The sequence below is a fragment of the uncultured Shewanella sp. genome (assembly GCF_947497935.1).
In the GTDB taxonomy this organism is placed as follows: Bacteria; Pseudomonadota; Gammaproteobacteria; order Enterobacterales; family Shewanellaceae; genus Shewanella.
This window is the reverse complement of record NZ_CANMIO010000004.1, coordinates 130241-151151: the sequence shown is the minus strand read 5'-3', so window position 1 is coordinate 151151 and position 20911 is coordinate 130241. Positions and strand designations below refer to the sequence as shown.

Genomic DNA, 20911 nt, shown 5'->3' with positions numbered 1-20911 from the left:
TTAAAGGAATGAAACAATTATGCTTAACAAAATTATCGCTTTAGGTTTATTGGGAGTCGTAGGTCTCGCTTATTTATATCAAACCAAACGAGCTGATGAATCAGTAACAACGACTCGTTTATCTAACAAGCAGCTCATAAGTAGCGCTTCGACTTCAGTATCTTCAAGTGATGCCATTATTTCCACCCAAGACGTTGAAATATCCCCGTTATTAAATAGCAATACAGCCGATGTTAAACTTAACTCTGAAACAAACCTCGAAGAAGAGGATTTGTTTTTCTCTCAATTTGAGCATTTGACCCAAGGTAACTTTTCAAATGCAGACAGACTTACATCCGCATATGTGCTGGAAAATGGAACCGTTTCTAAAGGTGCGATTGTTGATACGTTTAATGTTGGTGATTTTGATGAGTTTGTCAGACGGGTAAGTACAATAGAACAATCAGAAAATGCCGCTTTGCGCGAAAGCATTTTGGTTGAAAAACTGCTTGATATGGACGGCATTGAAATTTATTCAGAGAATTATTCATGTGCCGGTAAAATTTGTGTCGTATCGTTTGATTTTGAAGGTAGCGATAAAGATGTAGATGAGCTCGCTAAGTTTGCTAAAAATTATAGCTTTAAAAATATTGTAGAAGACGAATACGGCAATAAACACTTTAAAGCGCTTTATATTGAAACTGATGATCCGTCCACATTGACGTTAGATCATTTTTGAGAAGCAAGAGTCTTGGTTAGTCTATTGTTTGGCTCAAGCAGTGCTTAAATTGGTTGGTAGCAGTACGAAGTAGCGTTTAAATGAATCATGACTATTAGCAAATGTAGTTTTGGCGGCGTGGTTAATGCTCTTGAATAAGTGGTGCAAGGCGCGGTAATTAGATTCCAAGAGCAAACTTTGCCCCGTTCCAAGCCTTGGTTTAATCGCCATTGATTAGCACGATTGATTAATGTGAATGACGAGCGATAATGATTAACAACTAAAAATGCCAGCAGTTTGCTGGCATTTTTGTTTTTAGATTAAACCGCCGAAGTTGTTTATTTCTTTACTACTTTTCTTTAGTGATGCGCCGGCTCAGCGCGCTTTGGCTTATGCCAAGCATCTGCGCCGCTGCCGTTTGGCTGTTGGCGGTGCGATTCATCGCTTCTTGAATCAGTGCATCGCTCATCTGCGCCAGAGTGGGTAAATTCTTAGGAAAGATAATCTGGTCGCTGTCAGTGGGAACGCTCGACTTACTCTGATTAATCGCTTCCATAAACGGGGTGATATTAAGCGAAATCCCGTCGCTGCGACTCACTGCATCAAACACCATGCCTTTGAGCTCATGCAGGTTACCGGGAAAGTCATAATCTGATAATTGCTGCGCCAATGAGCTAGGTTGCTGTGGCTCAGACAGCCCCATATCCTTAGCTGCTAAACAAATAAAGTGATTGATAAGCATAGACAGGTCTAGCTTACGTTGTCTCAGTGGTGGCAGCTTGATGGTGTGTGAGCGTAAGCGATACAGCAAGTCACTTCTAAACTTACCCGTTTGATTCAGCGCCAATAGGTCGTGCTGGGTGGAGGTGATGATTTTACATAATATCGGATAGGCTCTGTCGCTGCCGATAGGATAATACTGTTTATGCTCAATTACATCCACAAGCTTTGCTTGAGCCTCAATCGGTAAGTCACCAATTTCATTTAAATACAGCAGTCCAGATTGTACTTGATGCAGCACGCCTGCCTGGGCGCTAACCTTGCCATCTTCGCCTGTGTGCAGTTGGCCAAATAACTGTAGCTCAAATGCCGAGGTACTGATCCCCGCTAAGTTGACGTTAATAAAAGGCGCATCGGGGCAGATCAACTGATGGCACGACTTGGCAAATTCATCTTTGCCTGTACCACTTTCACCTTGAATAAGAATAGGCTCAGGGCTTAGGGCCACCGCCTCAAGATAGCGAAACTGATCCAGCAGAGCGGGCTCGCAGGTGAGGATATTATTGAATACCTCTGGGCGGGTTAGGGTGCGGCTTAAAAAGCTCTCTTTGATGCGTAGATAGTTACGCTCAAGGCCTACCACCTCTAATGCACGGCGCACGGTGCGGGCTAAGTCGTCGACCTTGTCGGTTTTGATAAAGTAATCATAGGCGCCATTTTTAATGCAGCGCACAGCAGTGTCGACTTCGTTAACACCTGTCACTATCAACACACGGGTTTTAGGAAACTCACTGCGGATCATCTCTAACAGATCTTCACCAGAGTGAAACGGCATGGTCAGATCCAGTAGCACTAGCGCATAATCTCCAGTTTGCAGTCGACTCATCACCTGACGACTATCGACGCAGGTATCGATTTTGGCTTCAGGTACTAGACGATTAAGCGTAATTGAGAGTGTTCTAAGCCAAGAGGCTTCGTCGTCAACAAGGAGAATATTTCTAGCAAGTTTCATGTGATACTAATCCTATTAAATATCTGCTCAGTCACAATATTAATACGCCAACGGAAAGCGTATTTTTATCACGGTTCCTTCGCCAAGGCGGGAGGTGATCTGCATATCGGCTTTATGCTCTTTAATGATGCGGCTACACACAGATAATCCAAGCCCCGTGCCACCACTCGAGCGGCGAGTGGTAAAGAAAGGTTCGGTAATTCTTTGCAGTGTGGCTCTGTCCATACCTGCGCCTTTATCGCTAACAATTAAGCAGATATGGCTAGCTTCGACACAGGTTTTAATATTGATATGCTCACCGCTTTCGTAGCAGTCGGCATCTTGCCTGATGGCATGGCAGGCGTTTTGAATCAAGTTGATTAGCACTTGATGCAGTTGCTGTGCATCACCGATAACAACGGGACTTGGGCTCAGCAGATCGGTCGTCACGTTAAATATCTTGGTCTGATTGGCAGTTAGGCGCAGCGACACTTCAACCACTTCATTAAGGCTAATGGGTTGATATTCATTCGTCAGTGTTGGTAAGGCATAACGCTTAAGATCGTTAACGATTCGGCTTATGCGCTCGGCGCCTTCGTGGATCGACTGACTGCTTAAGTCGAGCTCGTTTATCGCTAATTCAGGCGCCATACCAGCAACTGACCAAAAAGGGTTTTGCAGCTGATAGTTATGGCTCGCTTCAGACAAGTCTTTTAGGGCGTCACTGATAAAGGCGATTGAATGAATGATGATCCCCGTCGGGTTGTTGATTTCATGGGCAATACCGGCTGAGAGCTCACCGAGTGAAGCTAGGCGACTGGCTTCGTCATTAGCTTGGCGCAGCCTGTGCTGCTCGCTGGCTTCTTCTAACAATATGACCACTTGTTGATTGCTAATCGGGTGTAGCTGCAGTTGCCAATACTGATTATTAATTTGCATGTCGGCTGTTTGTGACTTTTGTTCAACCAACGCCCCAGAGAGGGCATGGCCTAAGTTAAAGGTTTCGCCATCAATATAGTGAAAATCTGGGTTATTGAGCAGGTCGTTATTATTGTCGTTACTCCACAGGCATTCGCCTTGTTGATTAAACAGGGTAACGCCATGGGGAATACCATCGAGTACCGATTGGAACTGGCTCGACAAATTTGAAATTGCCTCTTCGGCCTTTTTACGTTGTGCTAATTCTTGCTTAAGTGCTTTAGAGCGTCTGCGTAGACTCAGGCTGATATAACCAGTTAACAGCATGCCGACAGCCGAGAGTAAGCTGACAAAAATGGCTAAGGAGAGCATTTTCTTCTGCGCAGAATTAAGGTCGACTTTTTCGCGGCCGGTACCAAACCACTTATTAACTAACTGGTCGTACTCGCCTGACAGTTTTAATTGTCTAAGGGCATCATTGATCTGGGCCATCATATCAGCATGTTTATAGTTACTGACAAAGTTAAAGGCACCATAGATCAAGGGATCGCTAGAGCTTCTTATCGACGGGTACAGCGGCATGAGTCGTCGAGCAACAAAGTTTTCGGCAATCACAACATCAACTTCGCCTTTTATCAGTAACTGAAAACCGGTTTCATACAAGTCGACATCGACACGGGTAAAGTCCTGCTGTTTACCTGAGATATACACATCGACAAAGGCGCCTTTTTTAATTGCTACGCGCTTACCTTCCAAGTCGTTCCAGCCATTGATAAATGACTTTCCCTGTAAGGTATACGCTTTGGCGTGGGTCGCATAAATGGGATCGGACTGACTGAGCTCGCGATCGATAGTGATGGGACTGACCACTGCGATAACATCAATGAGTGAGTCGCGGTTATGTACATCGTTTAGCAGTTGTTGAAAGCTCTTGCGACGGATCACTATGCGTTTGCCCATGAGCTGACCGATGCGGTCCATCAATTCAAGATTAAACCCTTGATCGACCCCGTTGTTGCGCCACTCTAATGGAGCCGTCTTTGAGTGAACCCCAAACACGATACTTTGCTTTTCATGTGTCGGCTCGGCATGGACGGCAAAAGAGAATGCCATTAGGTAAAGAGTGCACAGACTGTAAACTAAGTTAACAAATGTTTTCATAATGAAATCTTAGCATGAGCTTATACACGATAACTGTGCGGGGTTTCTCGCTTTTAATGCATTGCAAATTGGTTTTAAACTCTGTCGAGTCCTTGGTTTTGCTCGTTTTTATATTCCTTCGCATAGACTAAACTTTGCATTTTAGTCAGTTTGTGATCTTGTTAACTTAGTCCTATGCATTTTTGCATAACTGGCTATCAGGTTATGCATGTTTGCATGAGCCGTTTCGCAAGCTGTGATCGACTGTTCAGTTTCTCAAGTGATCCGGACTCTGTTGTTGATGGCTTTTGTTAATGGGCAGACAATTACCTCGAATTGAGTATTTAAGACGGCGTTAACGACCGTTGAATATAACGTGATAGCTTTTTGCGCTGCCGATAGCAGCAATAAAAAGGCGAGGAAATGAGATGAAAAACTTTAAAAAAGCAGTGTGTATCGCAACACTTCTTGGTTCAGCAGGCTTTATGTCTAACGCAATCGCGGCTGACAACTTGGCAGAATTCCACGGTGAAAACCAAGAGTGTGATAGCTGCCACATGCCAGACGGTGAGCTTTCAAACGACAGCCTAACCTATGAGAACGAGCAATGCGTTGCTTGTCACGGTACGCTCGCTGAAGTTGCTGAAGAAACTAAACATGAGCACTACAACGCCCATGAATCTCATTTCCCTGGCGATGTGGCTTGTACTTCTTGTCACAGCGCTCACGAAAAATCGATGGTTTACTGTGACTCTTGCCACAGCTTCGACTTTGACATGCCATACACTAAGAAGTGGGAACGTCACGAGCCAAGCATCGATGAGTTATTAAAAGACCAATCAGACCGTGCAGCGGCACTAGCCGAAGCACCACGTGACACAGTTGATGTTGTGGTTGTAGGTTCTGGTGGTGCAGGTTTCTCTGCTGCAGTATCTGCACATGATCACGGCGCTAAAGTGATTCTAATCGAGAAAGAGCCTGTTATTGGCGGTAACGCTAAGCTAGCAGCCGGTGGTATGAACGCTGCTTGGACTGATCAGCAAAAAGCCAAAGGTATTAAAGATAGTGTTGAGTCTATGTACAAAGACACTATGAAAGGTGGTCGTGACCTAAACGAGCCAGAGTTAGTCGAAGTATTAACTTCACACTCTAAAGGTTCTGTTGATTGGTTAACCGCTATGGGCGCAGACCTTAACGACGTAGGTCGTATGGGTGGTGCTTCTGCAAACCGTTCACACCGTCCAACTGGCGGTGCAGGTGTTGGTGCTCACGTAATCCAAGTGCTTTACGATAACGCGGTTAAGCGTGACGTTGATATGCGCATGAACACCCGTGGTATTGAAATCCTTAAAGACGACAAAGGCAACGTTAAAGGTCTACTCGTTAAAGGCATGTACAAGGGCTACTACTGGATTAAAGCTGACGCCGTTATCCTAGCAACTGGTGGTTTCGCTAAGAACAACGAGCGTGTATCTAAGCTTGATCCTAAGCTAAAAGGCTTTATCTCTACTAACCAACCAGGTGCGACTGGTGATGGTATCGATGTAGCAGGTAATGCTGGCGCGGCGATGACAGATCTACAATACATCCAGGCTCACCCAACACTATCGGTTAAAGGTGGTGTGATGGTAACTGAAGCGGTTCGTGGTAACGGCGCTATCTTGGTTAACCGTGAAGGTAAGCGTTTCGTCAACGAAATCACCACACGTGATAAGGCATCTGCAGCGATTTTGAACCAAACTGGTAAGTCTGCGTTCCTAATCTTTGATGACTCTGTACGTAAGTCACTAAGTAAGATTGATAAGTATATCGGTCTAGGTGTTGTTCCAAGTGCTGACTCGCTAGTTAAACTAGGTGAGATGACAGGTATTGATGGTAAGAACTTAACTGAAGCTGTTGCGCGCTACAACAGCCTACTTAAGAGCGGTAAGGACACTGACTTTGGTCGTCCAAACCTACCTCGTGCCCTTAACGAAGGTAATTACTACGCAATCGAAGTTACTCCTGGTGTTCACCACACTATGGGCGGCGTAAAGATTGACTCTAAAGCTGAAATCATGAATGCGAAGCAGCAAGTTATCCCAGGTCTATACGGCGCGGGTGAAGTGACTGGTGGTGTTCACGGTGCTAACCGTCTAGGTGGTAACGCTATCTCTGATATCGTCACCTTCGGTAGAATGGCTGGTGAAAATGCAGCGGCTTACTCTAAGAAAAACTAATCTTAGATTGTTAGTCGGGGTTGGGATTTGAGTTAAGTTTCAGCCTCAGACTAAAAAACAAAAGCCTTCATCTTATCGATGGAGGCTTTTTTGTTTTCTCAATTTCAGTTGAGAGTGATTGATGCCAAGGGTTAAAGGCTTGAAGCGGGCAAAGCGCCGCGACGTTAGGTGAAGGCTAACTCCAAGGTCAAGCGCAGCTTGATTGCCTACCCCAAGTTTGAGGGTGACTTAACCTTATAAGTCACCTATTGCTTCTAGAAACTCTTCATCGGTGAGTTCTCTAGGTGGTTTTTTCTTGCCAAAGCCTTTAATCGGTCGGCCCCTTAACGGATTATTGATAAAGGCATCGTCACCCATGTAAGTGATCGATGTCGGGAGCAATACATAGCTTATAGCATTGCTGGCAAACGCTTCTTCACCAACTTCAGTTACTGACATTGGAATACTAATCTTGTTGATGGCATTGTTAGAAAATGCTCTGTCGCCAATCATGGTTACTGAGTTTGGCAGCACTAAATGGGTTAACGAATTATCTTGAAACACTCGCTCATTAATTTCAGTCAATGAATTTGGCAGAGTCACGTGAGTTAAGGCATTTTTGGCAAATGCACCCTCTACGATTTCTGTCACTGAGTCTGGAATATCGACGTGAGTTAATGCGTTTTCTGCAAAGGCATAATAGCCGATCCGAGTGACCGAAGTAGGAATATCAATCTGGGTTAGGGCATTGCGTCGAAACGCACTTTCGCCGATTTTAGTTACTGTATTAGGAATAACGATGCTGGCGATTGGGCTCTCTGGGAGCTCTTCGAATTCTTCGCTTAACTCCTCAGCCTCTGAAAAAGCATAGTCCCAGATCTCAGTAACCGGGATACCATCAAAATTATCGGGGATAATGATGTGTTGATAATTACCATGATACACATTAATTCTGCCTCTACTTTTATCAAACGATACATCATCTAATGTCAGTATATGTGGCTGGCTCACGGTTAATTCTCTGTTTGTTGTAGCTATGGTTTTAGTTGTAGGACTTGGTGTCAACTTAGCTTGATGCGCTGGGCTTTCTTGTATAGAAAGCCCAAACAACGTAGCAACGAGAACACCACTTAACATGCGAGATAAGTTGATACTACAGCGATTGGTAATAAGAAGGCTGATATTAAGAAGCTTATATCAGTCTTCCATCCAGTCTAAATTTGGCATGGCATCTAAATGTTGGTTGTAACGCTTTTCGTTAAATGACGCGCCATTTAGCATCACATCGCTAACTTCAATGGCTAGCGCACAGGCCATCCATTGAATTGCTTCTTCGCGTGGCGTGCCTGTCATCACCAAACGCATTAGCGTTTCTTTTACCTTTTTAGGCTCACCGTCGGCGATTTGATTTTCGACTGTTTCAATTAGGGTTTCTTCAGTCATGTAACTGTCTTGCTGATTGTCCATTTTTACGACTCTGTAATGTAATTGGCGCCATTATGCCGCAAGCTTAGCGTGAGCAATAGATTTGATATCGAGTTTGTTGAGCATTCTGACTTTAACAGCATAATTGGGAGAGTACGCTTTTCTAACTTAGTGTAGATACAGCTGAGGCCTTTGGTGGCAAGGACGCCACCGTGGAGCGGTCATGGACGACGAAAAAAGAGTCTCGGCAGTGTTTGCACATACGCTGACCGCAGGTCATTGAAACCACTGGTGGCGGGCTCCTCTGGGGCGACGAATGGCATCGCATACCCGTTGCTTCCCATTATTGAATCATCAATATTGTAAACTCTGCATCTGGGTCAAACGACTCAAGGTACGTCTGAACTCAAAGCTTAACGCGCCGCTGTAGAGTTCATCCATCGGCACTTCTGCTTGAATGTATAACTCAACTCCTTGGTCATATAACTCATCGACTAAACTGATAAACCGCCGCGCGGGGTCATCACTTACCGCGTAAGACAGTTGCCTATTACCAGTTTCAAAAGCAGCAGTTTCAAAAGCTGCATTCTCCATCGCCGCAGTTTCTGACGTGGCGCTCTCAAGAGAGTGCGCGCCATCTTCGGTGCCGCGGGCTTTAATCCAGCTGCGGGGTTCACCACCTAGAACCGGAACGTGCGTAAGAATGAGTGTGCTAAAGCGGCTGGCTATTTCGATATAATCGAGCTGCGAACGTGGGCCGTCACACAGAGCGTCGAACTCAAACCAGGCCACGTTTACGGTGTATTTAACGGTATCAATGACTCGGTTATGCACTAAAAGCGGTTGCTTGATGCTACCTGCTTCCGAGTCTATTTGTGTGTCTGCACAAGTTTCAAAAATCTGCTCAAATTGACTGAAGGTATCATTTGAAATGCTGAAGTCACTGACAAAGTATCGCTGCTTGCTAACCTGAGAGTTGAGTGAGTGCAAGCGATGGTCTTGCTCACCGCTTAAATGCAGCTCTTGGGTAAAACGATTAAGCAGGTCGATAGTCGGCAAGAAGCGCTGGCGCTGCAGGCCATTTTTATACAGTTCATCGATAGGAATGTTTGAGGTGGCGACTAAGATAATGCCCTGCTCAAATAGCGCTTCAAATAGCTTAGCTAAGATCATTGCATCGCCAATATCGCTGACAAAAAACTCATCGAAACACAGTACGCGGCATTCCTGTGCGACCCGCTTGGCAATGCGCTTAAGAGGATCGCGGTTACCCGACTCGCCGATAAGCTCTTTATGAATACGCGCCATAAAGCGATGAAAATGCAGCCTAAGTGCGGGCACGTTAGATTCACTTTCAAGGCATTGATAAAACAAGTCCATCAGGTAGGTTTTACCGCGGCCGACATCGCCCCACATGTAGAGACCCTGACACACAAGATTTGCATCGTCACCGACTTGAGGCGCTTTGGGCATTTGGGTCAGCTGCTGATGCAATCGCTCTAGCTCTTTGATGGCTTGATGCTGCGCGCCGTCGTCGACAATCTGTTGTAGCTGTACCTGCTCAAGGTAGCGTGCAAGCGGACTGGAGCGTCCAGTACTCACTGCAGCACTCACTACTGTACTGGCATCGGCAGCGCTAGCAGTTAATTGCGGGTGTTGGCTTAATTGATTCGCTGCTTGGCGGGTCATAGCATTCCATTACATCTCTTTAGGTGGCGCGATTATATCAGCTCAAGCTTATTTATTGGGGATCGGCCTATATTAATCGTCTTCAGCAGTTAGAGGCTGTTGTGTTTTGCTTGTTGTTTTAACCAAGCCACAAACAGCTTAGCCTTGGGGTTAAGCTCTTTATCATGGGAAGCCACATAATAGGTTTGTTCGCAGTTAACTTGCTGCCCTGCAAAGGGGGCGATGAGTTCACCTCGAACGATACGCTTACTTACCAACTGGCCGCGTCCCATGGCGATACCTGCATGGTTCATGGCGGCGATGACGGCTAAGTCAGAGCGGTCAAAACCGATTGAGCGCTTATCTTCGATATTGAGCCCTTGAGTCTCGGCCCAATACTTCCATTCATCACAGTCTGAGTCATATTCCCAGGCCTGATTATCGTGTAGCAAGGTGCAACGGCTCAGGTGCTCAGGTTTGCCGATAAGATCGTGCTCCGCCGCATACTCTGGGCTACACACCGGCATGATGGTCTCGTCCATCAAGTGCTGGCAAAACAGTTTGCTGCGCGGGTGATTGTCGTAATAGATCGCGAGATCAATATGAAAGCTATTGAAGTTAACGTTTTCATTGCCGGTCAAAATATTAATGGCGATCGCCGGATACTGGCGGCTGAAATCGGCAATCTTAGGCACCAACCAACACTGTGCGATAGAGGGGCGAGAGTAGATAGTTAGCTTACCCGACACCTCTTGGTTTTTAATCTCAAACACTTCCTGATTCAGGCTCTTTAAGCTGTCCTTCAACTTTGAAAACAGACGCTTGCCATCTTCTGTTAGCTCTATTCTGCGATGAAAACGAGCAAACAGCTTAAAGCCTAACTCACTCTCTAGTGCAGTAATTCTATGGCTCACCGCTGAGGGACTGACGCAAAGCTCCTCGGCGGCGAGCGAAAAGGACTGGTGACGGGCAACCACTTCAAAGGTATGCAGTTTTGCCAGTTGATAGCTGCTGAGTAAACGGTTTCTGCTGAATACATCTTGCTGGGAATACATGACTGACTTCTCAATTTGTGATGTGAGCATTTTACCCTAAGGCGCTTTTTAGTGCTGATTATATCAACGCAGTTAAGGCTTGTGTCGTGTAATCGGTGTTTTTGTGATGAGTAAATATCTCTTGCCACAATCTGGCTCAACTGAACTGCGATTTATATCTTTTGTCAGCCTCTCAGAGATTGGCTTTAATAGCGCAACTTTTTACTCCTTTTCATTCCTTTAACTCCTGTTAACCAATAAGAGAAATACAATGGAATCACAACTGTGGATTATCGGAACTTTACTTAGCAGCATCTTGTTGATTGTTGTCAGCATCGTAAAGTTCAAGTTGCACCCTTTCCTTGCGCTACTATTAGCCAGCTTCTTCGTGGGCGGCATGATGGGCATGGCCCCACTTGAAATGATCAAGGCGATGGAGTCTGGGATCGGCGGAACATTAGGCTTCTTGGCTATCGTTATCGGTCTGGGCACCATCTTAGGTAAGATGATGGAGATCTCAGGCGCTGCTGAGCGAATTGGTATCACCCTGCTAAAATCTCGCTACCTAAGCCCTGATGTGATCATGGTGCTGGTGGGCCTAATCTGTGGTATCACCTTGTTCGTTGAAGTAGGCGTGGTATTGCTTATTCCACTGGCTTTCTCTATCGCCCGTAAAACCAATACTTCACTGCTAAAGCTTGCCATTCCACTGTGTACAGCATTGATGGCTGTGCACTGCATTGTGCCGCCACACCCTGCTGCGCTGTTTGTGACTAACGCCTTAGGCGCTGATGTGGGCTCGGTGATCATCTGGGGTCTGCTAATTGGTCTATTAGCCTCGCTCATTGGCGGTCCGCTGTTCCTTAAGCTGTTTGGCGATAAGCTGCCGCACCTTGCTGTACCTGCTGAGTTTAGTGAAGTTTCGACCCGCGAAGAGAGCGAGTTGCCATCACTTGGCACGACCTTGTTCACCATTTTGCTACCAATCATTTTAATGTTGGTTAAAACCGTGGCCGAGCTGTATATGGAGCCGGGCAGTGCGTTGTACACCACGCTAGAATTTGTTGGTAACCCAATCACTGCGATGTTTATCGCTGCGTTCGTGGCGTATTACCTACTGGGTCTGCGTAACAAGATGACCATGGGCACCTTGCTGACTAAAACTGAAGACTGTTTTGCCTCTATCGCCAATATCTTGCTAATTATTGGTGCGGGCGGTGCATTCAACGGCGTATTAAGTGGCAGCGGCATGGGCGACAGCTTAGCGCAGATTTTGGCGAATCTTGATATGCACCCAGTGCTACTGGCTTGGTTAGTTGCCATTATTTTGCACGCTGCGGTCGGTTCGGCAACTGTGGCTATGATGGGCGCAACAGCCATTGTGTCGCCATTATTAGTGCTTTATCCAGACTTGAACCCAGTTATCGTCACCTTAGCTATCGGCTCTGGCGCTATCGGTTGCACTATCGTCACCGACTCATTGTTCTGGCTGGTTAAGCAGTACACCGGCGCTACTATGAAACAAACATTTATGTATTACACCACAGCCACCTTTATCGCCTCGCTTGTGGCACTGGCTGCGACATTTGCACTTTCTTATGTTATTTAATCCTAAAGGGGAACTGAAACTATGAACACTAAGCAACTGATAAACGACTTCCCTTTGCTGGCTCAGCTTATCAAGCTTGAAGAAGTTAGCTGGTTTGAAACCAAGGCGACTCACTTAGCCGAAGCGCTACCTTATGTGGGCTTAGATAGCACAGATGTGGCCGATGCCAGCGCACGTTTGCAGCGCTTTGCTCCTTACCTAGCGCTAGCCTTCCCTGAGACTGCAGCCTCTAATGGCATTATCGAATCTGAAGTGGTTGAGATCCCGCAGATGAAGCAGGCGCTAGAAGCTAAGTATGGCCAAGCTATTGCCGGTAAGTTGATGCTGAAAAAAGACAGCCATCTGCCAATTTCTGGCTCAATCAAGGCGCGCGGCGGCATTTATGAAGTACTGACCCATGCGGAAAAACTGGCGATTGCTGCGGGTAAGCTTAAAGAGTCTGACGACTATCAAATGTTGTTCACTGAAGAGATGCGTAACTTCTTTAACGGTTACAGCATCGCGGTAGGTTCGACCGGTAACTTAGGTATGTCTATCGGCATTATGAGCGCCAAACTTGGCTTCAAGGTGAGTGTGCATATGTCAGCAGATGCTCGTCAGTGGAAGAAAGACAAGCTACGTAGCCACGGCGTGTCGGTACATGAATATGAGCAAGATTACGGTGTTGCGGTTGAGCAAGGTCGTAAGGCGGCAGAATCAGATGCGAATTGCTTCTTTATCGACGATGAAAACTCACGCACGCTATTTTTAGGTTACTCGGTGGCTGGCGAGCGCTTAAAAGCACAGTTTGAGGCAGCTGACATCAAGGTCGATAGCGAGCATCCGCTGTTTGTTTACCTTCCATGCGGTGTGGGCGGCGGCCCTGGTGGTGTGGCATTTGGTCTTAAGTTAGCGTTTGGTGATAACGTTCACTGCTTCTTTGCCGAGCCGACCCATTCTCCTTGTATGTTATTGGGGGTGCACACAGGCCTGCATGACGAAATCGCGGTGCAAGACTTAGGGATCGACAACGTCACGGCTGCCGATGGCTTAGCGGTAGGCCGCGCCTCAGGTTTTGTGGGCCGCGCCATGGAGCGTATGCTTGATGGTTACTACACCTTAAGCGATGAGCACATGTATGACCTACTTGGCTTATTAGCTCAGAGTGAAGGCATAGAGCTTGAGCCATCAGCACTAGCAGGTATGCCGGGAGCACTTAGAGTGAGCGGTGATAGCGACTATCAAGCACGTATGGGCCTAACTCCTGAGATGATGAGCAGTGCGACTCACCTAGTGTGGGCGACAGGCGGCGGAATGGTACCAGCTGAAGAGATGGCTAAGTACTTGGCGCAATCGGCTAGCTAATTTTTTATAGAACTAGTTGAGTCAGATTGCTAACGCCAAAAGGGCTGAGCTTGTTAGGCCGATGATATTCGGCCTCGGCTCTGCTTTTTTATAGCCTCTACTTTTTATTAGCTTATAGAAGGTATCGAGCAAGCAAAAAATCCACCCTAATGAGGTGGATTTTCTATTTCTAAAGCTTTCTAGTTTCCCAAAAAGGCTACCACAGCCCTTTGGATTTCACTCGTCTGGCTCGCTCAAGTTGAGTATCTAAACTTGGGGCTATGCTCGCAGAGTCATCATTGGCTGGAGCATTGACTGAGGCGAGGGAGAGTTGGCTAGATAAACTTTTCATCTGCGCGATTAACTTATCTTGGCCCTGCTTAAGTTGACTAAGCTGAGCACTAAAGTCCGCATGATGCTGCTTAGTTTCAGCGCTGACTTCTGTTTGACTTGTCTCTTTATTACTAGCCTCTGACTGACTTGCCGCGGATTCAGTAAGCGCCGAGTTTAGTTGTTCTTGCCCTTCAAGCATGAGCTGTTGTAACTGGGCTAACTGTTGTTCAATGGCAGTTAATTTAAGCGACTCGCTTTGCTGCTTAGGCAAATTGGCGGTTTCAAGCATAGTGCTGAGTTTTTGCCACTGCTGCTCTGATAGACCATTCTCAGCGGCAGGCTCCAAACTCAGGCCCGCAGATTTGATTTGGCATGCCAAAGTCTGGCTGTTAACTTTATCTTGCAGCAGAGTTTGAGTGAGCAAGGACGGCAACTGCGGCGCTAATTCATGCAGGAATAACCCTGACAGATAGAGATCGCGATGAAACTGAATACGGCGCTGCAGCACGATATCCGTCTCATCATTACGCGCCTTTTCCTCTTGCTGCCAATGCCTGAGTATTTTAATCGCGTAGCTGTGGGAGTCGAAGAGCTCAGGTTCCAGACCCACATTGAATCGAATGCGCATAAACGTCCCTTTAAGCGGCGTCGCTAGTCTCTGCCGCGTGGTAACAACAGATCTCTCGTGATAGTGCTTCTTGCGGATCTTTAACCATGACAATCTTGTCGCCAAGCGACGGGTAAGCATCGCGGATCGCGCTTTCAATCAGCATAGCGCCACCGCCTACTAAGTAGATGCGGTTAGGGTTGCGAGTGAAAGTCTTGGCCTCATAGGCGACGGCGGCACCTAACTCGGCAATCTTGTCTTCAATGCGCTCAAGTACCCAGTCAACTTTGCTGATATCGTTGATCACTTCTTCAACAAACTCGCGGTTATGACGACGCTTAATTAATTCATTCGCGACTAAGTAGCTGGCGTCGCTGTCTGCAGCAGATAAGGCTTTTCTCGCTGCGTTGGTAACCATAGATACGCCAATTTCAGCATTGCCATACACAGCCGATACATCGTCGAATTCGCCAACAATAACGCCCATGTCTAGGGTGGTGCCACCGCAATCGATAACCAAAGATTTTGCGAACTCGTTGACGCCTGAGTCCATCAGAGTCGTTAGGACCGCGGGTAGGCTTTCGGGTAGCACTTCAACATCGACAATGGTGAACAGCTCGCCCTTGTTGAGGCTGATCTCTCGCATCAGGTTGGCTTTCTTCCTAGCGATATTTTCTTCGTTCTTTTGGCAGTCATCGGCCTTGTAATACTCGGTGATAGGCAGGGTAACCAGAATGCTGACAGGACCAGGTGTTACACCCGTTTGCAGTAGTGCATGGTGAACTGATAATAGGTTTAAATCATCATATTGAAAGGCAACATGGGTAGTTGAAAGCGCTTTATCTGAAGTGGCGTCGTAAGTGTATTTAGTCGATGCCACTTGGTAGTTAAATACCTTGCGGTCATTCAGCAAAGCTGCACTTTTCCAGTCTTTACGAAATGAGTTTGGTGAGGTAACGCTGCGAACTTGACCGTTTTCAATCCAGCTAATTTTTACGTTGGTAGAGCCATCATCGATAGCAAATTTCATCATGCTAGAATGCATTACAGATCCTTTAAATAAACCCAGTTTTGCAAGTTAATGCGACCCCATTGCGGCAGAACTGAAATCTTTTTGTGATTTATTTTTTAAGGCTGCTAGCTAAGTTGCAAACTTAGCTGTTTATCGCCTAAGAGCTCCTCAAATAGCTATCATTTTGCTTAATCTGCACTGACCTCGGTAATTGTCCACTCGGGTAACTTATCTGTTAAATCGCTTTTAATCTTATCCATATCCCCTCTAATTACGATATAGGGAGTGTTGGTAAATATAGAGCGAGCAATCTGTTGTAGTTGCTCAGGGGTTAAGCCTGCTAGCCGAGCAGATGTCTGCTGCTCTTGCTCGGGTTGATATCCCAGTATCAAGCGTTTGATGCTATCTAGCTCTACGTTGTGATAGTTGGCTTGGTACAGCATCTTTTGACTGGTGAGGTAGTTTTTTAATGCCGTCACTTCAGCGTTAGAGGCAGGTGTTTGTGCCGCCAGTGCTAAATGATCCAATACGCCGCTAATAAATGCCCCTGTGTGTTCAAGCTTAGTGCTGCCATAAAACTTGAGCGTGCGTGATAAGGGATTATTAAAACAGCGGCCATAAATGCCGTAGGTTAAACCACGCACTTCGCGTAAGTCGTAATATAAGCGCCCAGAGAAGCTGCGTCCCAGCCAGCTGGCCAGTAGCTTACAGTCTTGAATAGAGTCGATATTGTTATCGCTAGCGTCTAGTGGATAACCTATGCGTACTTGCGTTTGTACGCTGGCGGGCGCATCAATCAGATATAAGGTTTTATTATCGTTGCTCGGAGCAGTGTGGTTCTTGGCTGTCGGGAAGGGAGTGAGTGTTTGTGATTGTTGAGTGGCTATTGTCTCAAATTGCTTGTTTAGCATAGGGAGAAGTGCTGAACTTTGCTCAGGCTCTTTATGAGAGCCTCGCTCAAGCTGTTTATTAAAGCCTCGCTCAAGCTGTTTATTAAAGCCTTGCTCAGGGCTGTTATTAAAATCTAGCTCAGGCTGCTTATCAAAGGCTCGTTCAAGGCTGTTATTAGCAAAAAATGCCCATTTAGATTGAGCTAAAATAGTGTCTCTAACCTGATTAAGCTTGGTTAAATCCAGCTCATCGGCAAGGGCTTTATCGTTGAGAGCTTGGTTATAGACATGCTGCTCACCGAGAAGCTTCTTGGCCCACACCTGATCAATTTCGGCGCCGCTATAGGCATTGATATGTTTAGCCAGTTTCAGCTGGCGGCGCACGTTAGCTATATCTATTTCGTCAAAGCTGCCAACTCTATCAGGGCTTTCAGCTTGCCAAAATTGCATCAATAGCTTGGTTGCCGATCTGGCTGAACTTGGCGAGTAAGGGCAGTCAATACTAATGGTCAAGCTGTGCATACTGACCCTAATGCTAAGGGTTTCGGCACAGGCCAAGCTTGACTGCTGTACTATCCAGCGTCTTTTTTCGCGAAATGCAGCCACCAAGACATCAAGGTTTGCCATGGGGGCTTTACTGTAAGCGACTAGCGACAGGTGGGTTAATCCCGATGGTGTATCGTTAAATAGATACAGCTCAAGCTCTTGTTTCGGTTCTTGTCCAAGCTGTACTTTTAATTCAGGCGAGAGCACTAAACGCTCCGCTGGGGCGCTAGCTTGGTAGTCTAGTGCTGCGATTTCTGGTGCGCCCTGCAACTTGTCGAACACCGGTAACTGCGGCTTCGCGGTTGGGGTAAACGTAATCTGAGTTTGCTGGCAGCCAAGTAGGCTTAACATAATACTCAACAGCAGTGTGCTACACACAAGCGGTTTCATCAGTTGTTTAGTCGGTGATTTTATCCATGGCTTGATTAATAGCTTCATCACATCACGCTCTCTTCAAGGCTGTCGGTCATGCCCTTAGGTAAAGATTCCAAAATCGACTTTGTGGCTCGGATATACCAAGGTGGCAGCAGATCGAGACGGACAGTGTTTTCAGCGAAGTATTTTTGGGCGATAGCTTGAAGTTCTTTTGCGCTAACCGCATTAATTCGCTGCCAAGGTGCAGTAAGTGGATGCCATTTATCACTAGGTTCAGTGGCCGAAAGCATTCTTGCCAGATTAGATGGTGAATCTAACCGCGCTAAGGCTTTATTGAGCCAAATTTGCTTTAACTTACACAGCTGATCTTCGGTGATAGGTTGTTTAGTCACGGTGTCGATGAGCGCTGCAACATTATCTGTTAACGTGTCTAACGAGGTGCGAGCGCGGGGCACTAATACCAAGTTAGTCACGCCGTGGTGGGTCATGGTTAGTGGAATGGAGTAACTCAGCAATTGGTCGGGATCGGTAAGACTGGTGCCTTGAATTAAGCTGCTTTTGTTTTGAAACAGGTAGGCTTCGAGTAATGCAAGACCTGCGGCATCACTGGAGTGACGTCCGGCGGTGTGCCATGCCAATAACACCGCAGGCCAAGGGCCCCGTTCATCGATGATCTCACCATGAACCGGCTTTGGAGTAATGTTGAGATCGCTAAGTTGAGTCTGCTCGATATCTGGTGCTTGCCAGTCACCAAACTGCGCGTTTATCCAAGATTGAGTCTGCTCGGGAATATCGCCAACTAGGCTGAGTTGCATGGCATCGGGTCGATAATAGCGTTGATGAAAGGCATTTAAGCTCATCGGAGTGGCGGCTTTGATATCGGCTATGCTGCCAATCACTGCATGGCCATAAGGTGTGTTCTCAACTTGGGCGAGTAAAAACTCCATCGCTTTGCGAACATAGGGTTGGTTATCTATGCTAGTGGCCATCTCTTCGAGCACGGCACCTTGCTGATTTTTAACACTGGCCTCATTTAGTCTTGGGTAGCGGAAGCGGTCTGCCTCTAGCCATAAGCTCAGTTCGAGTGCTTGCGAGGGGATGGTTAAGTAGTAATTGGTAAAATCAAAAAAGGTACTAGCATTAAACTGGCCGCTTAAGGCGCTCATGGTCTGGGTATAGCTATCACCCGGTGCATGCTTACTGCCCTTAAATAGCATATGTTCAAATAGGTGGGCGTAACCAGTTTGGCCCTTAACCTCATTGCGAGAACCCACATCAAACTGGCTTGCGATGGATACGGCTTGAGTATTTTTTATCGAGAGAGTACGTACCTGAAGCCCATTATCGAGCTGTCGATATTGAATTTTCTGCTCTGTATCATATAACGGTTGGGCAAGCGTGTTTAACACACAGCTATTTGGCTGATGATTGTCTTGTGCGTTTGCCGAGAAAGAGGCTGCGTATATCACTGTCAGGCAACTTATTATTAATCGCTTCAATTTAGGTTCAATTCCTTTTAACGGCATATAGCGCGAATAAACAAGTTAACTTATATCAGCTTAATTAGTAGCCTTCTATAGTCGTTAAGTATTGGATCACTTGAGTCCAATGCGCTTGGCGAGGCGGTGTAGGTTGCCAGAGTCGAGGTCGAGCGCCCTTGCAGTGGCTGCCCAGTTATTACCGTTAGCGGCTAACGCTTGACGAATATATTGCGCCTGAAATGACTCGGTAGCTTGCTTTAAGTTTTGACCCAAAGCGACAGGGGGGGGAGATGTTTTGCCTGTTGTGGTTCGCAGCCCGTGAGATACATGTGCAAAGCGCTTGTCTTGTGAGGCCTGATCATGAAAATCCTTCCCCTGAAAATCAAAATGCTGAGGGGTGATCATCGCAGTATCGGACTGAGCTTGTGCGCGGGCTAATACCGCCGCACGACGCAGCACGTGTTCGAGCTCACGCACGTTGCCAGGCCAATCATAATTATTTAATAGGCTAATACTGTCAGGGCTCATGCTTAAGCTCTTTAAACCTAACTTTTCTCTGCTGCGCTCAACAAAGAAACCGCTTAATAAAATCACGTCACCCTCACGCTCGTTTAGCGGTGGCACTACGATGGGAAATACGCTTAAGCGGTGATAAAGATCGGCTCTAAAGCGCCCGGCAAGTACCTCTTGTTTCAGATCTTTATTAGTGGCGGCAATAATGCGTACATCTACCTTAAGGCTTTTATCTGAGCCGACTTTTTGCAAGTCGCCATACTGCAATACCCTTAATAACTTTGATTGCAATGGTAGGGGTAACTCACCAATCTCATCTAAAAATAGCGTACCCTTGTCGGCAATTTCAAATTTGCCGCTGCGATGGCTGATGGCACCGGTAAAGGCACCTTTTACATGACCAAATAGCTCACTTTCGGCGACGGATTCTGGTAGCGCAGCGCAGTTAAGATAAACCAGTGGTTTGTTTGCGCGAAGAGAGTGCAGATGAATAGATTTGGCAACCAGCTCTTTACCGGTTCCGGTATCACCTAAAATTAATACATTAAGGTCGGTACTGGCTACTACGCTCAGCTCATTTTGCATCGCCTGCATGGCGGGAGATTGGCCAATAATCTCAACTTCACTGTCGCTGCTGTGATTAAAAGCTGATGGCTCCTGCGACTGCACAGCCTGTTTTTCTAGCTTCTCGATTAGCAGCGCGTTACTTAAAGACGCCGAGGCGATAGCGCTTAAGGTGCGTAGCTCTTTATCGCTAAAGCTGTTGAACTGCTTAGGGTCGAAACCATCGATAGTGACCGCGCCGATAAGCGCGCCGTTAGCAACTAAAGGCAGGCCAATACAGGCGTGAACCATTAGGTGGTCTTCTTGATGGGGGATCAAGCCATCGTAAGGGTCGGGCAGTTCACTGTCGGCTGGAAAGCGTACCACGTCACCGGCGCGAGCAATGGCTTCAAGGCGAGGGTGCTCGCTTAAGATAAAGCGTCTGCCAAGCACATCAGGGCTTAGACCATCAATCGCCAGCGGGGTAAATTGTTTACCGCTAAATTGTAATAGAGCGGCCGCATCACAGTGTAGAGTTTGCCTCACGGTATCGAGTAGCCTTGAGAATCTGTCGTGATCTGACAGCCCTGAAGTGATGTCCAGTGCAATACGGGTAAGGTCGTTTTGGCTGAGTGCCATGTTACTTCTCCATTGAGGGGCTGCTTCTGAATAAAGCTCCTAACCTTGCAGTGGCATTTAGCTTGCTAGGCAGTGTCTTTTTAACAGTATTGAATGCTGTTGTTTATCTGTCAATTGTACACTCTGACTAGAGTGTATAGCTGATTAGGCTGCAATTGGGGCCGGTGAGCAAGCTGCAGCCGGTGCTGATCTAAACCTGATGACAAGATGGCAATTAAAAATAAGGGCCTCCAATCTGAAGGCCCTGAT

The 20911-nt window shown here is 46.7% G+C and carries 15 protein-coding genes; 4 read left to right on the top strand and 11 right to left on the bottom strand.

Translation table 11 applies throughout. The features are described from left to right. Positions 1-19: 19 nt before the first annotated feature. Positions 20-718 carry a hypothetical protein gene (locus Q1A86_RS06210; protein ID WP_299804243.1) on the top strand — a complete coding sequence of 233 codons (699 nt, stop codon included), beginning with the start codon at positions 20-22 and terminating at the stop codon, positions 716-718. A 328-nt stretch (positions 719-1046) separates the two neighbouring features. Here the strand turns inward: Q1A86_RS06210 and Q1A86_RS06205 are convergent, their stop codons facing one another. After that, on the bottom strand, positions 1047-2429 hold the full coding sequence (locus Q1A86_RS06205) for a sigma 54-interacting transcriptional regulator (protein WP_299804241.1): 1383 nt from the start codon (positions 2427-2429) through the stop codon (positions 1047-1049). A 39-nt stretch (positions 2430-2468) separates the two neighbouring features. Further along, positions 2469-4487 carry a transporter substrate-binding domain-containing protein gene (locus Q1A86_RS06200; RefSeq protein WP_299804238.1) on the bottom strand — a complete coding sequence of 673 codons (2019 nt, stop codon included), beginning with the start codon at positions 4485-4487 and terminating at the stop codon, positions 2469-2471. A 407-nt stretch (positions 4488-4894) separates the two neighbouring features. On the opposite strand from Q1A86_RS06200, the gene Q1A86_RS06195 reads away from it, so the two are divergent. After that, positions 4895-6685, top strand: coding sequence for a flavocytochrome c (locus Q1A86_RS06195; RefSeq protein ID WP_299804235.1), 1791 nt, complete (start codon positions 4895-4897; stop codon positions 6683-6685). Positions 6686-6919: 234 nt separating this feature from the next. On the opposite strand, the gene Q1A86_RS06190 is transcribed toward Q1A86_RS06195, so the two are convergent. The 4 genes from Q1A86_RS06190 to dsdC form a co-directional block, all read right to left on the bottom strand. After that, positions 6920-7675, bottom strand: a complete 756-nt coding sequence (locus tag Q1A86_RS06190) for a leucine-rich repeat domain-containing protein (protein ID WP_299804233.1) — start codon at positions 7673-7675, stop codon at positions 6920-6922. Between the two features lie 186 nt (positions 7676-7861). Beyond that, entirely contained in the window at positions 7862-8131 is a 270-nt protein-coding gene (locus tag Q1A86_RS06185) for a hypothetical protein (RefSeq protein ID WP_012156666.1), read from the bottom strand. 312 nt (positions 8132-8443) lie between these two features. Then, positions 8444-9778: a cell division protein ZapE gene (gene zapE / locus Q1A86_RS06180; protein ID WP_299804225.1), complete on the bottom strand. Its 1335-nt coding sequence runs from the start codon at positions 9776-9778 to the stop codon at positions 8444-8446. 89 nt (positions 9779-9867) lie between these two features. Further along, entirely contained in the window at positions 9868-10842 is a 975-nt protein-coding gene (gene dsdC, locus Q1A86_RS06175) for a DNA-binding transcriptional regulator DsdC (protein WP_299804223.1), read from the bottom strand. A 220-nt stretch (positions 10843-11062) separates the two neighbouring features. On the opposite strand from dsdC, the gene dsdX reads away from it, so the two are divergent. Together dsdX and Q1A86_RS06165 are read left to right on the top strand one after the other, a co-directional pair. Then, entirely contained in the window at positions 11063-12400 is a 1338-nt protein-coding gene (gene dsdX / locus Q1A86_RS06170) for a D-serine transporter DsdX (RefSeq protein WP_220758831.1), read from the top strand. Between the two features lie 21 nt (positions 12401-12421). After that, positions 12422-13744: a D-serine ammonia-lyase gene (locus Q1A86_RS06165; RefSeq protein ID WP_299804218.1), complete on the top strand. Its 1323-nt coding sequence runs from the start codon at positions 12422-12424 to the stop codon at positions 13742-13744. A gap of 196 nt (positions 13745-13940) precedes the next feature. Here the strand turns inward: Q1A86_RS06165 and Q1A86_RS06160 are convergent, their stop codons facing one another. The 5 genes from Q1A86_RS06160 to norR form a co-directional block, all read right to left on the bottom strand. Continuing rightward, the gene (locus Q1A86_RS06160; RefSeq protein ID WP_299804215.1) at positions 13941-14684 is read right to left on the bottom strand and encodes a hypothetical protein; all 744 of its coding nucleotides are present in this window, start codon (positions 14682-14684) and stop codon (positions 13941-13943) included. Positions 14685-14694: 10 nt separating this feature from the next. After that, positions 14695-15708 carry a plasmid segregation protein ParM domain-containing protein gene (gene parM / locus Q1A86_RS06155; protein ID WP_299804213.1) on the bottom strand — a complete coding sequence of 338 codons (1014 nt, stop codon included), beginning with the start codon at positions 15706-15708 and terminating at the stop codon, positions 14695-14697. 155 nt (positions 15709-15863) lie between these two features. Continuing rightward, positions 15864-17549 (bottom strand): pitrilysin family protein, encoded by a 1686-nt coding sequence (locus tag Q1A86_RS06150; RefSeq protein ID WP_299804651.1) that lies wholly within the window; start codon positions 17547-17549, stop codon positions 15864-15866. Beyond that, a complete protein-coding gene (locus tag Q1A86_RS06145; RefSeq protein ID WP_299804210.1) occupies positions 17549-18985 on the bottom strand; it encodes a pitrilysin family protein in 1437 nt (478 codons plus the stop codon). The genes Q1A86_RS06150 and Q1A86_RS06145 overlap by 1 nt, the downstream gene beginning before the upstream one ends. Before the next feature lie 96 nt (positions 18986-19081). Beyond that, positions 19082-20662, bottom strand: coding sequence for a nitric oxide reductase transcriptional regulator NorR (gene norR, locus Q1A86_RS06140; RefSeq protein WP_299804207.1), 1581 nt, complete (start codon positions 20660-20662; stop codon positions 19082-19084). Between the last annotated feature and the right edge of the window lie 249 nt (positions 20663-20911).